This window comes from Streptomyces sp. NPDC053474, from assembly GCF_044544845.1.
GTDB lineage: Bacteria > Actinomycetota > Actinomycetes > Streptomycetales > Streptomycetaceae > Streptomyces.
The window spans coordinates 480,480-495,635 of record NZ_JBITXV010000004.1 but is presented as its reverse complement, the minus strand read 5'-3'; the positions used below and the strand labels follow the sequence as shown (position 1 = coordinate 495,635).

Sequence of the window (15,156 nt, the reverse complement as noted above, 5' to 3'; positions counted from 1 at the left end):
CCACGCCGGAGCCTCGCGTTCCGCATATCCGGCGCCGTCCGGCGGGAGCGCCCCGAAGGGGCGCGGGCCGCATCGATGTGCGGCTCCGCCGCGCGGGCGCGACCAGCCACAAACAGCCCGCGGACGCCCGCGAACCGCTAGCGTTCAGGCCGTCGCGGAGCGGGCATGAACGTTTGTACGAGACACGGACGCCCCAGAGCATCCACGGGAGGACGACACCAGTGGTCGACGACACCGGCACCGGCGACCCGCCGGACGGGCTGACCGCCGCGGAGATCGGGATGTGGCAGGCGTTCCGCAACGGCACGGTGTACGACCTGCGGTCGGGCAACGCCACGGTCGACGATCCGCACGGCGCCCATCCCTGGGGCCCCGAGCGCAGCGTGCGGGCCCGCATCCTTGCCTGGCTGCTGCTCGACGGGCCGCCCGCGCTCGCGGGCCGGGTGTCGTCCCTGAAGCTCACGGGCGTACAGATCACGGACGTCCTGGACCTCGCGGGCGGCACGGTGGTGCCGTACACGGAGCTGAAGGGCTGCCGCTTCGAGAAGGAGGTCCTCCTGCCGGAGGCCCGCTTCACCACGCTGCGCATGGTCGACTGCTCCATCCCCCGCCTGGAGGCCGCCCGGCTGCACACCGAGGGCGATCTGCACCTGCCGCGCTGCCGCGTCCACAACGGCATGCGCCTGACCGACGCCCACATCGGCACGGACCTGCTGCTCAACCAGGCCGTCGTCTACCGCGACCGGCGCGCCCGCTCGCTGATGGCCGACGGCATGACCGTCGGGCAGGACCTCCAGGCCGAGATGCTGGAGTCGCACGGCGAGCTGCGCCTGCGCGGCGCGAAGGTCGGCGTCAGCCTGAGCCTGCGCGGCAGCCTGCTGTCCAACCCGTACGGCCGCTACGCCCTGAACGCCCCGCAGCTCACCGTCGAGCGCACCCTGTATCTGACGCCCGCGGGGGTCGGCAATCCACCGCAGACCAGCGGTACGACACCCGCGCGCGGGACCCGCGTCCAGCGCTTCAGCTGCGAGGGCGGCATCCGCCTCGACGACGGGCGCTTCGGCGACGCGGTGGACTTCGGCCAGGCCCGCTTCACGCTCAAGGACGACCAGGAGGTGTCGCTCCGCCGGGTGCAGACGCCCGAGCTGCGCTTCCTCGGCGAGGCCCCGCAGCGCGGCAAGGTCGTCCTGTCCGGCGCCCGCGTCGTCAACCTGATGGACCGGGCGACGAGCTGGCCGGGCCCCGGCGCCCTCCAGATGGGCGGCTTCACGTACGAGAACCTCATCCCGCAGAGCGGCTTCCCGCTGTCGCGGCGCCTGGAGTGGGTGGCCGCGGCCACCGCCGAGTACAACCCCGAGCCGTACGAGAAGCTCGCCGCCGTCCTGCGCAACGGCGGCGAGGACGCCGACGCCCGCGAGGTGCTGCTCGCCAAGCAGCGCCGCCGCCGCGAGACGCTGCCGCTGGCGGCCAAGCTCTGGGGGTACGCGCAGGACTGGACGGTGGCCTACGGCTACCGGCCGGGGCGGGCCGCGCTGTGGATGGCGGTCCTGTGGGCGGCGAGCGCGATCGCCTTCTCCCGCGCCGACCACCCGCCCCTCAAGGAGGGCGAGCACCCCGACTGGAACCCGGCCCTGTTCGCCCTCGACCTGCTCCTGCCCGTCATCGACCTGGGCCAGGACACCTACTGGCAGCTGCGCGGCGGCTGGCAGTGGTTCGCGGCGGCCCTGATCCTCACGGGCTGGATCCTGGCCACGACGGTGGCCGCGGGCGCGACCCGCCTCCTCCGCAGGAACTGACCGCAAACGTCGGAGAGGCTAAAACACTGCCGCAACCGGCGACAGTTTCAGCCCGTCCGGCGTTTGAGGACGAGGCGCGGAGCGCCGAAAAGGGCGGGGGGCACGGAGGCGGCAGCCCCCGGTTCGGGAAGGGGCGGGCCTGGGGCGCACCCGCGAGGGCCCCGATTCGCGGCCGAACCGTTACACGGCCCCGCACAACCAACCCTCCACCCCACCCGTCAACAGCAACGACCGCACCAGAACGTCCAGGCGCACGAGGGGGACCGCACATGCCACTGCTGCGCGCCCTCATCCGCACCGCCCGCATGGTCCGGCACACCCCCCAGCTGGCCGACGGCCTCCCCGCCGCCGACGAGGTGCTGCTCGACGTGCCGGACGACCGCCTCGGCCCGGCCCTCGTGGCGGCGGGCCGCGGCGACCACGGCCCGGCCGCCAAGCTGCTCGCCACCACCCGCGAGGCCGCCGAGTGGGAGAACCGCGACCGGTACGCCACCCGCCTCGCCGCCTTCGCCCGCTCCCGGCCCGAGTGGTTCGACGACTGGCTGACCGTCGCCCCGCACGACCCGGACGCCCTGCTGCTCAAGGCCGAGCTCGCGGTGGTGCGCGGCTGGGAGTCGCCCGCGCGCGCCGAGCTCCTGCGCGAGGTGAGCCCGCTGATCACGGCGGCGGCCGCGGCCGACCCGCGCGACCCCGTGCCCTGGCGCGTGGCCCTGGACCACGCCCGTGGCACCCACGCCTCGCACTCCGACTTCGAGGAGCTGTGGGGCCAGGCGGTGCGCCGCTCCTCGTACCACTACGGCTGTCACGCCTCGGCGCTGATGTACCTCTCCGCGGCCTGGTACGGCTCGCACACCGAGTGCTTCGACTTCGCGGAGCGCGCCGCCGCGGACGCGCTGCCCGGGTCGCTGATACAGGCGCTCCCGGTGCGGGCCGCGTTCGCGTACCTCGCGGGCGGCGGCGGCCGACTGCCGCGCGAGCGCCTGGACGGGGCCGCCGACCTGGCCATCGCGCTCTCGGCCTCCTACGCGCCCGCCGACCCGTGGCCCGCCGAGGTGCGCAACCTCCTGGCGTACGTCCTCATCCGCCTGGAGCGCTGGCAGGAAGCGCTCGACCAGTTCCGCTTGATCGGCCCGTACGCGACCTCGTTCCCCTGGGACCGGATCGCCGACGACCCGCTCGGACAGTTCCTGGAGCTGCGCGACGGCGTCCGCATCGAGGTGGCCGCGCGCACCCCGCTGCGGTCCGGACGCGGCCGCGCGGACGGCGGGGTCACCGGCGGCCGTTAGGCTTTCGGCTCGTGACGACCGTCCGGCTCCCCCTGTTCCCACTCAACTCGGTGCTGTTCCCGGGGCTCGTACTGCCCCTGAACGTCTTCGAGGAGCGCTATCGCGCCATGATGCGCGACCTGCTCAAGTCTCCCGACGAGGACCAGCGGCAGTTCGCCGTCGTGGCGATCCGCGACGGCAGCGAGGTCGCCCCGAGCGCGCCCGGCCTCCCCGACCAGACGGCCCGGCCCGAGCAGGGCCCCGCCGCGGGCTTCGGCGACGACCCGCTGCGGGCCTTCCACGCGGTGGGCTGCGTCGCGGACGCGGCGACCATCCGCGAGCGCGAGGACGGCGGCTTCGAGGTGCTCGCCACCGGCACCACCCGGATGCGGCTGCGCTCGGTCGACGCCTCCGGCGCGTACCTCACGGCGGAGCTCGAACCGCTGCCGGAGGAGCCCGGCGACGAGGCGGGAGCCCTGGCCGAGGGCGTCCTGCGGGCCTTCCGCTCCTACCAGAAGCGCCTCGCGGGCGCGCGGGAGCGGTCCCTGTCGACGGGCACGGAACTGCCGGACGACCCGTCGGTGGTGTCGTACCTGGTCGCGGCGGCCGCGGTCCTGGACACCCCCACCAAGCAGCGCCTCCTGGAGGCCGCCGACACGGCCTCCAGGCTGCGCGACGAGCTGACGCTGCTGCGCAGCGAGACCGCGATCATCCGCAATCTGCCGTCGCTGCCCGCGACGGAGCTGACGCGCGGCGCGACGAGCCTCAACTGACGTACCCCGGACGTATCCCGACACATCCCCACGGGCAGGCGAAGTGGCGAAGAAGCAGAAGAAGTCCCAGGCGGGCGGCACTCCGGCGACGGTCGCCCTCACGGGTGCGGGCGTCGCCTTCACCCTCCACGCGTACGACCACGACCCGTCCCACCCCTCGTACGGCGACGAGGCCGCCGAGGCGATGGGCGTGTCCCCCGACCGCGTCTTCAAGACCCTGGTCGCCGAGGTCGACGGCGAGCTGACCGTGGCCGTCGTGCCGGTCGCGGGCTCGCTCGACCTCAAGGCCCTGGCGGCGGCGGTCTCCGGCAAGCGCGCGGTCATGGCGGACCCGGCCGCGGCGGAGCGCACCACGGGCTATGTGCGCGGCGGCATCTCCCCCCTGGGCCAGCGCAAGAGGCTCCGCACGGTCCTGGACGACTCGGCCTCGGCCCACGCCACGATCTGCGTCTCGGCGGGCCGCCGGGGCCTGGAGGTGGAGCTCTCCCCCGCCGACCTGGCCACCCTCACCTCGGCCGTGCTGGCTCCGATCGGGCGTGAATAGGCCCTCGACGCCTTCGTGTTCCTCGACTAGGACGACACCCATGTCGAAGAAAACGAGAAAGCGGAAGTGGCGGGTGCGCAAATCCAAGCCAAACCACGGCCGCCGCCCGGCCTGAGCCCTCCCCCTGGGGGCTCCGCCCCCTTGGACCTCCCGCTTTTCGGCGCTCCGCGCCTCGTCCTCAAACGCCGGACGGGCTGAAAGATCTCCGGCTCGGGCCAGGGTTAAGAATCAGCCCCTCCGGCGTTTGAGGAGCGGGGGTCTGGGGGCGGAGCCCCCAGGAATCGGGAAGGGGCGCCCGCGCGCGGAGCGCGCTAATGGGTACAGCGGGGAGCCCCCGGCAGGGTCAGGCCTGCTCCTGCCGGGCCCCGTAGGAAGAGAACGGCTCCGGATCCCGGGGCCCGAAGAGCGCCGTGAGCACGAGGTGCACGACCATCGCGGCGACGGGCCACGCAAGCAGCACCCCCTTCGCGTTCAGCTCCATCGGCGCGTCGAACACGACCCCCCGCCCCACGGACCGCGCGTGCGCCACCACATCCGTGTCGGGCCCGAACCACACGCCCACCTTCCACGCGAGCACCGCCCCGAGCAGCGCCCCCGCGGCGAGCCCGACGACCAGCGGAATGCCGCCCCGCCGCCGTACGAGGAAGACGACGAGCGCGCTGACGAAGCCGAACGCGAGCCCCAGCAGGGTGAACGTTCCGTCGACCCCGATGGCCTGCTCGCCCTCGGTGTCCTTGAGGTAGACCGCCTGCTTGTCCGCGATCAGCGGCACCCGGGGCGCCAGCCACAGCCACAGCAGGCCGAGCAGCACGCCGCTGACCGCCACCGCGGCCGCGATCACCGCGGCCTGCCCGATTTCGCGCTTCATGCCGGGCTCGCCCTCCTCGTGCCAGGTGTCGGCCCCGGGCCCCGGCGCGTGCGCGGAGGCCTGCGGCGCCTGCCAGGGATCGTGTTCGGGCTCGGGCTGCGGCGGTTGGGAGGGCGTCAGCGGTGCGGTCACGCACACATGGTGCCAGCTCTCCCTGAGAACCGCGCCACCGGACGGACGCGGCCCCGGTCAGCGCACGGCCGCGCGCCGGTAGGCCCAGGTGGCGACGGTCAGCGAGACCACACCGACGGCCGCGCACACCCCGAGGTCGAGCAGCACGACGCCCCAGTCGGGGTCGCCGCTGAAGGTGCGGGCGAGCGCCTCGACGCCGTACGTGGAGGGCAGCAGGTCGCGCGCGTACTGGAGGAGGCCCGGCATCCGCTCGGCGGGCAGGACGCCGAGCAGGAGCGCCGCCGACATGCCCATCTGGCCGAGCAAGGTGGCCAGTTCCGGCCGGGGCGCGAGCAGCCCGAGGGCGGCGCCGAGCCCGGCGAGCGCGGCACCGGCGAGCGGGATCACCGCGGCGAGCACCCACAGGTGCGTCAGGGGCAGGCCGAAGAGCCCGCAGCCGACGACCGCCGTGACGATGGTGCCGGGCACGGTGAAGGAGGCGTACGCGGCCGCCGCGCCGAGCACGACGGCGGCGGGCGGCACGGGCAGCGTGGCGTAGTGGTCGAGCCCACCGTCGCCGCGCAGCTGGCCGAAGTACTGGGCGAGCAGGTTCAGCGCGACGAAGGCCACGACGAGGACGGACGAACCGGCCACGACCGCGCGGGCCTCGCTGCCGCCGTCCACGACCCCGCGCATGAGGATCATGATGCCGACCGACTGGAAGGTGGCGACGAAGAGCAGCGGGATGCGCGCGACCCGGGCCCGCGACAGCTGGGCGCGGTAGACCGCGGCCAGGGCGGGAAGCATCCGGGCCCGCGGCCCCAGCGGCGCCGCCACGTCCACCGCCGCCGCGCGGTCGTCCTCGGCCCGGACCACGGCCTCCAGGGGAACGGCACTCAACGGACAACCTTCCTGCAGACGTCCCAACGCTTCACGGCTCGGTCCCTCACGACTTCACCAGTCCGTCCCCGCCGCGCCCGCCGAGGGCCAGATACACGTCCTCCAGGCTGGGCGTGGCCAGCGTGAAGTCGTCGAGCGCGGCGAAGGCGCCGCCGCCCGTGACCGCGGCGACGGCCGCCCTGGCCTCCTCCGGCGCGAGCCGCAGCGTCCAGCGGCGCCCGGACTCCACGGCGGACGACCGCAGCGCGGCGACCTCCGGGACGTCGACGGGCGCCCGCTCCCGCCACACGAGCTCCACCCGCACCTCGCCCGCGACCTTCTCCTTCAGGCCGGTGGGCGTGTCGCAGGCGATGACCTTGCCGTGGTCGAGCACGGCGACGCGGTCGAGCACGGTCTCGGCCTCGATGACGTTGTGCGTGACGAGCAGGACGGTCGTGCCGCGCTCGGCGCGCCGCCGGTCGACCGCGCCCCACACCGCGCGCCGCGCGACCGGGTCCATGCCGGTCGTCGGCTCGTCGAGCACGAGCAGCCGCCGCTCCCCGACGAGGGCGGTGGCGAAGCAGGCGAGCCTGCGCTGGCCGCCGGAGAGCTTCTTCAGGGGCCGGGAGGCGAGCGGGGTGAGCCCGAGCTCGTCGAGGACGTCGTCGCGCTGGGCCCGGGCGCGGGCCGCGTCGAGGCCGCGCAGGCGCGCGGTCGTCTCGACGGCGAGGGAGACGGTCAGCTCGTCGAGGGCGGTCGACTCCTGGCCGAGGTAGGCGAGCAGCCGGGCGGCCCGCTCCGGGTGGCGCACGATGTCGTGGCCGAGGACCTCGACGCTGCCGCTGTCGGGGCGCATGAGGCCGGTCAGCTGGCGTACGAGGGTGGACTTCCCGGCGCCGTTGGGCCCGAGGAGGCCGAAGATCTCGCCGCGGCCCACCCGGATGCCGACGCCGTCGCTGGCGCGCACCTCGGGCGTCGCGGGCCTGCCGCGTCTGGCCCGGGCGGCCGGGTAGACCTTGACCAGATCGCGCACCACGCAGACGGCATCGCTGCCGTGCCCCTGCCGGAGCCCCCCTCGGACTGCCTGTGCCGCGCGCGTACTCACGAAGGACGAGGGTACGGGGTCGGCCGCGCGGCGGGGCGCGCGGGGCGGGCCTCACGCGTCCGTCCGGGCGCGCCGCGAACCCCTGGAGGGTTCTTATCCGGCCCTCGCCGCGGGCCCCGCGAAGCCCCTCACTCCCCGGCAGGCGCGTGCTCGGCGGCGGTACGAACGTCGATTTCCCGCCAGAATCCGGCACGGATCGCATAGCGGTCGTGCTCGTCGATCTGGTCGTCCTTGTGGGCGAGCAGCCCGAAGCGGGCGGCGTAGCGCAGCAGCTCGCCGTCGACGCGGTGCGGGATGCGCGGGTACATCGCGGACAGCTTCTGCAGGTTGTGCTGCTCGGGCAGGCGCGCCATCCAGCGGCGCGCGAAGACCTGCCCCACCTCGTACGGATCCCCGCCGACGGTGGTGATGTCCTCCTCGCGGTCGGCCCAGCGCTGCTCGGCCGTGGTGAGCTGGGCGAGCGTGGGCAGCGCGGCGGCCTCGGCGGACTCGGAGGGGGCGCCGGGGCGGTCGACCCAGCCCCTGTCCGACGACCAGCGCAGGGTCGCGCTCGTGTGCTCCTTGCCCGTCGTGACCGGCCCGGGGCCGCGCAGGGCGGCGAGGTCCTTGGGGGTGGGGACGCCCTTGGCGGCCCGGTCGCCGTTCTCCTGGGCGCGCGGGGAGGCGGTCACGTGCTGGGCCGCGGGCTGCTCGGCGGACTCCGCGGCGGCGGTCAGGGCGGACTCGGGCAGCGGCGCGGAGAGGATCGCGGCGATCTCGGGCCGGGGCGCGGGCGGTGGCGCGCAGACGCCGCCGAGTTCCTTGGCGCGGACGGCCTTGGTGATCCAGGCACGGTCGAGGACGCGTCGCTCGTCGGCCTCGGCGACGAGGTCCTCGGACTGGTTGTAGTCGCCGTCGGCGGCCTGGACGGCCCACAGGTGGACGGCGACGCCGTGCTCCTTGGCGGCCATCATGCCGGGCAGCAGATCGCCGTCTCCGGTGACGAGCACGACGTCGGAGCAGGCGCGGTTGCGGGCCAGCTCCGTCAGCTCGGCGTGCATGGCGGCGTCCACGCCCTTCTGCGCCCACCGCCCGTCGCTGCGGGTCAGGGCGCCCAGCCGGACGGTCACGCGCGGCATGACGCGCAGCCTGCGGTGCTCCGGCTGCGGCACGCGGTCGGGCGCGCCGTCGAACCAGTAGATGCGAAGGAGCGGCCGCTCGGTGTCGGACTCGGCGCGCTCGCGCAGGCCCTGGATGAGCGCGGCGTGATCGACGGTGATCCTGGACCGGGACGGCTCTCCCGCGAGGAGGCTCGCGGCGGCTCCCAGCAGATACCCGGCGTCCACCAGGACGACGCAGCGGTCCACGCGATCCACCCTCTTTCCCTGGTCTGGCTGGCGTTGCCCGACAGCTCCCTGCGGGTACTCCGAACGGTCCCCACAGGGGTCACTTCGGGTTTGCTTCGAGTCTGCCCGACCTCGCGGAGGTTAACGGCCGGAACTCGATCTTCGGCGTGGCGTACCGGCTCCGTACCCTCCGGCGGCCCCTATTACGCACGGTGATTGCCCGACATGCGGCTTTCTTCATTTCATGTGAGCCTTGTCGGGTCCTGGCCCCCCGATTCCTTCGCAGGAGGAAGATCACCATGGCCAAGAACAAGAACCGCGACCGCAACCAGCAGCAGAAGGGCTCCCAGGCCGCCGAGCGCGGCCGCGAGGAGGCCCAGAAGTCGGCCATGGAGGCACAGGCCCAGCCCCAGGCACAGGCCCAGGGCAGCCCGGCGGACGTCGCCCGCAAGCACCAGCGCCGTTTCGGCCACAACTGATTTCCGCACAGGCACACATGAGGGGCGCACCCCGGCGGGGTGCGCCCCTCAGTCTGCCGTGCTTCGGCCCGTCTCGGCCCGCCGCGCCTCAGCCCGTCAGGCAGGACGGGCCGAGCAGCACCTTCAGGTCGCCGAAGAGGGCCGGGTCCGGCTTCACGCGGTGCCGGTCGAGCCGCAGCACCGTGGTCTTCTGCGCCCCCTGGAGCTTGATCCGCACCTCGCTGTTGCCCTTGTGGTGGCTGAGGATCTCGCCGAGCCGGGTGACCATCGGCGGGCTCACCTTCACCGTGGGGATGGTGATGAGGACCGGGGCGTTGGTGCCCGCGTTCGACAGGTCGGGGACCTGGAGCTCCATCGCGACGAGCCGGGGCACGTCCTCGCGCTTGTCCAGGCGGCCCTTGACGAAGACCACGGCGTCCTCGACGAGCTGGGTCGACACCAGCTGGTAGGTCGCCGGGAAGAACATGCACTCGATGGAGCCCGCGAGGTCCTCGACGGTGGCGATGGCCCAGGCGTTGCCCTGCTTGGTCATCTTGCGCTGGAGGCCGGAGATGATGCCGCCGATGGTGACGACGGCGCCGTCGGAGAAGTCCCCGCCGGTGAGCTGTCCGATGCCCGCGTCGGCCTTGTCCGAGAGCACGTTCTCCAGGCCGAAGAGGGGGTGGTCGGACACGTACAGACCGAGCATCTCGCGCTCCTGGGCGAGCAGATAGGTCTTGTCCCACTCGTCCTCGGAGAACTCCACGTCCAGGCCGAAGCCGGGCTCGCTTGAGTCGTCCTCGCCCATGCCGCCGAAGAGGTCGAACTGGCCCTCGGCCTCCTTGCGCTTGACCGCGACCACGTTGTCGATCATCGGTTCGTACTGCGCGGTCAGGCCCTTGCGGGTGTGCCCCATGGTGTCGAAGGCACCGGCCTTGATCAGCGACTCCGTGGTGCGCTTGTTGCAGGCGGCGGCCTCGACCTTGTCCAGGTAGTCGGGGAAGGAGGCGTACTTCCCCTTGGCCTTGCGGGAGCGGATGATCGCGTCCACCACGTTGGTGCCCACGTTCCGGACGGCTTCGAGGCCGAAGAGGATCACGTCGTCGCCCTGGGCGGCGAAGTTGTGCACCGACTCGTTGACGTTCGGCGGGAGGACCTTGATCTTCATGCGGCGGCACTCGTTCAGATAGACGGCCGACTTGTCCTTGTCGTCCTTCACCGAGGTGAGCAGCGCCGCCATGTACTCGGCCGGGTAGTTCGCCTTCAGATACGCGGTCCAGTACGTGACCAGGCCGTACGCGGAGGAGTGCGCCTTGTTGAACGCGTATCCGGCGAACGGGACCAGGACGTCCCACAGGGCCTGGATCGCCTCGTCGGAGTAGCCGTTCTTGCGGGCGCCCGCCTGGAAGATGCCGAAGTTCTTCTCCAGCTCCTCCGGCTTCTTCTTGCCCATCACGCGGCGGAGGATGTCGGCCTCGCCGAGGGAGTACCCGGCGATGATCTGGGCGGCCTTCTGCACCTGCTCCTGGTACACGATCAGGCCGTAGGTGAGGCCCAGGGTCTCCTTGAGCGGCTCTTCCAGCTCCGGGTGGATCGGGGTGATCTCCTGGCGGCCGTTCTTGCGCTCCGCGTAGTTCGTGTGCGAGTTCATTCCCATGGGGCCCGGCCGGTACAGGGCCGAGACGGCGGAAATGTCCTCGAAGTTGTCGGGCTGCATCTGGCGGAGCAGCGAGCGCATCGGGCCGCCGTCGAACTGGAACACGCCGAGCGTGTCACCGCGGCAGAGCAGTTCGAAGGTCTTGGGGTCGTCGAGCGGGAGGTCGAGCATCTCCAGGTCGATGCCCTTGTTGGCCTTCACCATCTTGACGGCGTCGTCCATGATCGTGAGGTTGCGCAGGCCGAGGAAGTCCATCTTCAGCAGGCCGAGCGACTCGCACTGCGGGTAGTCCCACTGCGTGATGGTGACGCCGTCGGTGTGCCGCACCCAGATCGGGGCGTGGTCGACGATCGGCTCGCTGGACATGATGACGCCCGCGGCGTGCACGCCCATCTGCCGGACCAGGCCCTCGACGCCCTTGGCGGTGTCGATGACCTTCTTCACGTCCGGCTCGTTCTCGTACATCGCCCGGATCTCGCCCGCCTCGCTGTAGCGCGGGTGGGAGGGGTTGGTGATGCCGTCGAGGTCGATGCCCTTGCCGAGGACGTCGGCGGGCATGGCCTTGGTGAGGCGGTCGCCCATCGCGTACGGATAGCCGAGGACGCGGGCGGAGTCCTTGATGGCGTTCTTCGCCTTGATCTTGCCGTAGGTGCCGATCATGGCGACCTTGTCGGAGCCGTACTTCTCCGTCACGTACCGGATCACCTCGACGCGCCTGCGCTCGTCGAAGTCGATGTCGACGTCGGGCATGGAGATGCGCTCGGGGTTCAGGAACCGCTCGAAGATCAGGCCGTGCGTGATCGGGTCGAGGTCGGTGATGCCCATGGCGTACGCGACGATCGAGCCGGCCGCGGAGCCTCGGCCGGGGCCCACCGCGATGCCCTGCTTCTTGGCCCACATGATGAAGTCGGCGACGACAAGGAAGTATCCCGGGAAGCCCATCGAGATGATCGTGTCCATCTCGTACTCGGCCTGCTTCTGGCGGTCCTCGGGGACGCCGCCCGGGTAGCGGCGCTCCATGCCGCGGCGGACCTCCTCCTGGAACCAGGTGACCTCGGTGAAGCCCTCGGGGATGTCGAACTTCGGCATGAGGTCGCGCTTCTCGAACATGCCGGTGGTGTCGATCTGCTCGGCCACCAGGAGGGTGTTGCGGCAGCCCTCCTGCCAGGCGTCCGAGGAGTCGACGGCGTACATCTCGTCCGTGGACTTCAGGTAGTAGCCGGTGCCGTCGAACCGGAAGCGGTCGGGGTCCGAGAGGTTCTTGCCGGTCTGGATGCAGAGCAGGGCGTCGTGGGCGGTCGCCTCGTGCGCGTACGTGTAGTGCGAGTCGTTGGTGACCAGCGGGGGGATGCCGAGCTTCTTGCCGATCTCCAGGAGGCCGTCGCGGACCCGGCGCTCGATCTCGATGCCGTGGTCCATCAGCTCCAGGAAGTACCGGTCCTTGCCGAAGATGTCCTGGTACTCCGACGCGGCCTTCAGGGCCTCGTCGAACTGGCCGAGGCGCAGGCGGGTCTGGAGCTCGCCGGACGGGCAGCCGGTGGAGGCGATGAGCCCCTCCGACCACTGGGAGATCGTCTCCTTGTCCATGCGGGGCCACTTCTGCAGCCAGCCCTCGGCGTACGCGTCCGAGGACAGCTTGAAGAGGTTGTGCAGGCCCGTCTTGTTCGCCGCCCAGATCGTTTTGTGCGTGTAACCACCCGAACCGGAGACGTCGTCCCGCTTCTGGTGCGGCTGGCCCCACTGGATCTTGCGCTTGTTGCGCCGCGACTCCGGCGCCACGTACGCCTCGATGCCGATGATCGGGGTGACCCCGGCCTTCTGGGCGCTGTGGAAGAAGTCGTACGCCCCGTGGAGGTTGCCGTGGTCCGACATGGCGATGTGGGTCATGCCCATGTCGTTGCACGCCTTGAACATGTCCTTCAGCCGCGCCGCGCCGTCCAGGAGCGAGTACTGGGTGTGCACGTGCAGGTGCGTGAAGGGCGGCTTCGACACGGCTTTGGCCTCCAAGGAAAATGCTGCGGCGCGAAGCGCCTCGGTGAGGGGCGGTGGTCGGGTGACGGGAGAGCGCTCGGCGACAGGCTGCGGACAGTCTGGGGGGACAGCGGGGAAGTCTAGTCCGGGTCACTGACAGCCGAGCGGCACTGAGGAGTACGGTCGGGCGTTGGAAGAGGGCAGGGGACATGGAACGCCTGTCCCGAATGTCACACCAGGAGGCACCCCGCGATGTCGGTCCCGCAGCCCACCGCCGAGCAGCGCGGCGAGGAGATCCTCGCCGTCTTTGGCACCGCTTTCGGCGAGCTGCTCGCCGCCGACCCCGCGGCGTTCCGGGTGAAGTTCCGGAAGATGGCGGCCTCCGCCTTCGCGTTCTACCGGGGCACGGCCTGCCTCTTCTACCACGACCTGGAGCGCGAGCACGCCGGGCGCGACGGCGGGGAGATACACACCGGTCCGTACCTGGACGACCGCACGGGCCGGGTGTGGATCCACGGCGACCTGCACGCGGAGAACTTCGGCACGTACATGGACGCCCAGGGCCGCCTGATCTTCAACGTGAACGACTTCGACGAGGCGTACGTCGGCCCCTTCACCTGGGACCTGAAGCGCTTCGCCGCCTCGCTCGCCCTGATCGGCTACACGAAGGCGCTCAGCGACGAGCAGATCACCGGCCTGGTGCGGACCTACGCGGCGGCGTACCGCGCGCGGATCCACGACCTGGCGACGGGCGCCAAGAGCGAGGAAGTGCCCCCCTTCACGCTCGACACCGCCGAGGGCCCGCTGCTCGGCGCGCTGCGCGCCGCCCGCTCCCTGACCCGCTTCGAGCTCTTGGACTCGATGACGGAGATCCGCGACTTCGAGCGCCGCTTCGCGCCCGGCGGCGGCTCCATCGAGCTGGACGCCGCCACGCGCTACAAGGTCCTCGCGGCCTTCGACGGCTATCTGGAGACGCTCCCGGAGTCCTCCCTGACCCGCCCGGACTCCTACCGCGTGAAGGACGTCGTGGGCCGCCGCGGCATCGGCATCGGCTCGGCCGGGCTGCCCTCGTACAACATCCTCCTGGAGGGCAACAGCGACGCGTTGGAGAACGACGTCGTGATCTACCTCAAGCAGGCCCAGACCCCCGCCGTCTCGCGCCATGTGACGGACGCCTCGATCCGCGCGTACTTCCAGCACGAGGGCCACCGCACGGTCATCTCGCAGCGCGCCCTGCAGGCGCACGCCGACCCCTGGCTCGGCTGGACCGAGCTGGACGGCGCGGGCCAGCTCGTCGCCGAGGTGTCGCCGTACGCGGTCGACCTGGACTGGGCGGACATCGACGACCCGGAGGAGATCGCCGCGGTGGTCGCCGACCTGGGCCGGGCCACCGCCGCGATGCACGCCGCGGCGGACGACGAGAGCGGCCACTCGGACCTGGTGCCCTTCTCCACGGAGCGGGCGATCGACGCCGCCATCGCGGCCGACGAGGAGGGCTTCGCGGACCTCCTCGTGGACTTCGCCCACGGCTACGGCGCCCGGGCGCGCGCCGACCACCAGGTCTTCGTCGACCTCTTCCGCAACGGCCGGATACCGGGCCTCTAGGGGACCGCTGCCGCAAGGGGCCGCGGCGTCCGATTCACAGGGACCCTTTAGGGGTCCCTTACGACGGCCCGTGGGACACTCACTTCCGCGATGGACATATTCGGGACCCAGCTGAGAGTCGTGCGCGCGGCGCTGTTCACGACGGTCGTCGTGCTGCTGTCCGCCGCGTCGCACATCCTGCTGTCCCGGGCCCCGCTGCCGCTGACCACCTGCCTGGGGATCACGGCCGTCGTCTACGTCATCGCGTACGCCCTGGCCGGGCGCGAGCGCGGCTTCGGCAAGATCGCCGCGCTGCTCGTCCCGCTGGAGCTCGCCGCCGACACGGTCTTCACCACCGGCCAGCACGTCTGCTACGGCCAGGCAGGCGGCCCGGTCGCGGGCCCGCTGCGCTCCTTCGGCGTCGACGTGCTGTGCGGCGGCGCCGACGTCGGCACCCCCCTGGCCCGGATGGCGGGCGGCGAGCGGCTGCACGGCGCCGCCGCCCTGCTCGCGGACGCCGACCCGGGCGCGGCCTGGCTGCTGCTCGCCACGCACGTCGGCGTCGGACTCGCCGCCGCCGCGTGGCTGCACCGGGGCGAGCGCGCCCTCGCCCAGCTGCTGCGCGCGGTGGCCGCCGCCACCTTCCGGCCGCTCCTGATCGCCCTGGCCGTGGTGACCGCCCGGGTCGCCCCGGGGCAGCGCGCGCCGCGGCCCGTGCTCCGGGCGCGGGCGGCGCGCACCCGGCTCTTCGTGCACTGCGTGGGACGGCGTGGACCGCCGTACTCGGCCGCTGTCGCCTGAGTACGCACGTCCCCCTCCC

12 protein-coding genes are annotated in these 15,156 nt (G+C 72.3%); 7 read left to right on the top strand and 5 right to left on the bottom strand.

Annotated elements, in window-relative coordinates:
• Positions 1-281: 281 nt before the first annotated feature.
• The 4 genes from ACIG3E_RS12140 to ybaK all read left to right on the top strand — a co-directional run bounded on the left by ACIG3E_RS12140 (position 282) and on the right by ybaK (position 4,378).
• On the top strand, positions 282-1,796 hold the full coding sequence (locus ACIG3E_RS12140; protein ID WP_399614840.1) for an oxidoreductase: 1,515 nt from the start codon (positions 282-284) through the stop codon (positions 1,794-1,796).
• Positions 1,797-2,065: 269 nt separating this feature from the next.
• Positions 2,066-3,082, top strand: coding sequence for a hypothetical protein (locus ACIG3E_RS12135; RefSeq protein ID WP_242716830.1), 1,017 nt, complete (start codon positions 2,066-2,068; stop codon positions 3,080-3,082).
• A gap of 11 nt (positions 3,083-3,093) precedes the next feature.
• Positions 3,094-3,834, top strand: coding sequence for an LON peptidase substrate-binding domain-containing protein (locus tag ACIG3E_RS12130; protein ID WP_399614497.1), 741 nt, complete (start codon positions 3,094-3,096; stop codon positions 3,832-3,834).
• 43 nt (positions 3,835-3,877) lie between these two features.
• A complete protein-coding gene (gene ybaK / locus ACIG3E_RS12125) occupies positions 3,878-4,378 on the top strand; it encodes a Cys-tRNA(Pro) deacylase (protein WP_399614494.1) in 501 nt (166 codons plus the stop codon).
• A gap of 343 nt (positions 4,379-4,721) precedes the next feature.
• Here the strand turns inward: ybaK and ACIG3E_RS12120 are convergent, their stop codons facing one another.
• From ACIG3E_RS12120 to ACIG3E_RS12105, 4 genes are all read right to left on the bottom strand, one after another.
• Positions 4,722-5,378, bottom strand: coding sequence for a DUF2567 domain-containing protein (locus ACIG3E_RS12120; RefSeq protein ID WP_399614492.1), 657 nt, complete (start codon positions 5,376-5,378; stop codon positions 4,722-4,724).
• Positions 5,379-5,435: 57 nt separating this feature from the next.
• Complete coding sequence (locus ACIG3E_RS12115; RefSeq protein ID WP_399614490.1) at positions 5,436-6,257, bottom strand: ABC transporter permease; 822 nt, start codon at positions 6,255-6,257, stop codon at positions 5,436-5,438.
• 46 nt (positions 6,258-6,303) lie between these two features.
• Positions 6,304-7,341, bottom strand: coding sequence for an ABC transporter ATP-binding protein (locus tag ACIG3E_RS12110; RefSeq protein WP_399614488.1), 1,038 nt, complete (start codon positions 7,339-7,341; stop codon positions 6,304-6,306).
• Positions 7,342-7,469: 128 nt separating this feature from the next.
• Positions 7,470-8,687 carry an NYN domain-containing protein gene (locus ACIG3E_RS12105; RefSeq protein WP_399614839.1) on the bottom strand — a complete coding sequence of 406 codons (1,218 nt, stop codon included), beginning with the start codon at positions 8,685-8,687 and terminating at the stop codon, positions 7,470-7,472.
• A 278-nt stretch (positions 8,688-8,965) separates the two neighbouring features.
• On the opposite strand from ACIG3E_RS12105, the gene ACIG3E_RS12100 reads away from it, so the two are divergent.
• Positions 8,966-9,145, top strand: coding sequence for a hypothetical protein (locus ACIG3E_RS12100; protein WP_399614485.1), 180 nt, complete (start codon positions 8,966-8,968; stop codon positions 9,143-9,145).
• Between the two features lie 88 nt (positions 9,146-9,233).
• Here the strand turns inward: ACIG3E_RS12100 and dnaE are convergent, their stop codons facing one another.
• Positions 9,234-12,773 carry a DNA polymerase III subunit alpha gene (gene dnaE, locus ACIG3E_RS12095; protein WP_399614482.1) on the bottom strand — a complete coding sequence of 1,180 codons (3,540 nt, stop codon included), beginning with the start codon at positions 12,771-12,773 and terminating at the stop codon, positions 9,234-9,236.
• Positions 12,774-13,004: 231 nt separating this feature from the next.
• Here dnaE and ACIG3E_RS12090 point away from each other — a divergent pair, with 231 nt between their 5' ends.
• Positions 13,005-14,357: a DUF2252 domain-containing protein gene (locus tag ACIG3E_RS12090; RefSeq protein ID WP_399614479.1), complete on the top strand. Its 1,353-nt coding sequence runs from the start codon at positions 13,005-13,007 to the stop codon at positions 14,355-14,357.
• Between the two features lie 90 nt (positions 14,358-14,447).
• Positions 14,448-15,137 (top strand): hypothetical protein, encoded by a 690-nt coding sequence (locus ACIG3E_RS12085; RefSeq protein ID WP_399614477.1) that lies wholly within the window; start codon positions 14,448-14,450, stop codon positions 15,135-15,137.
• Positions 15,138-15,156: the final 19 nt, after the last annotated feature.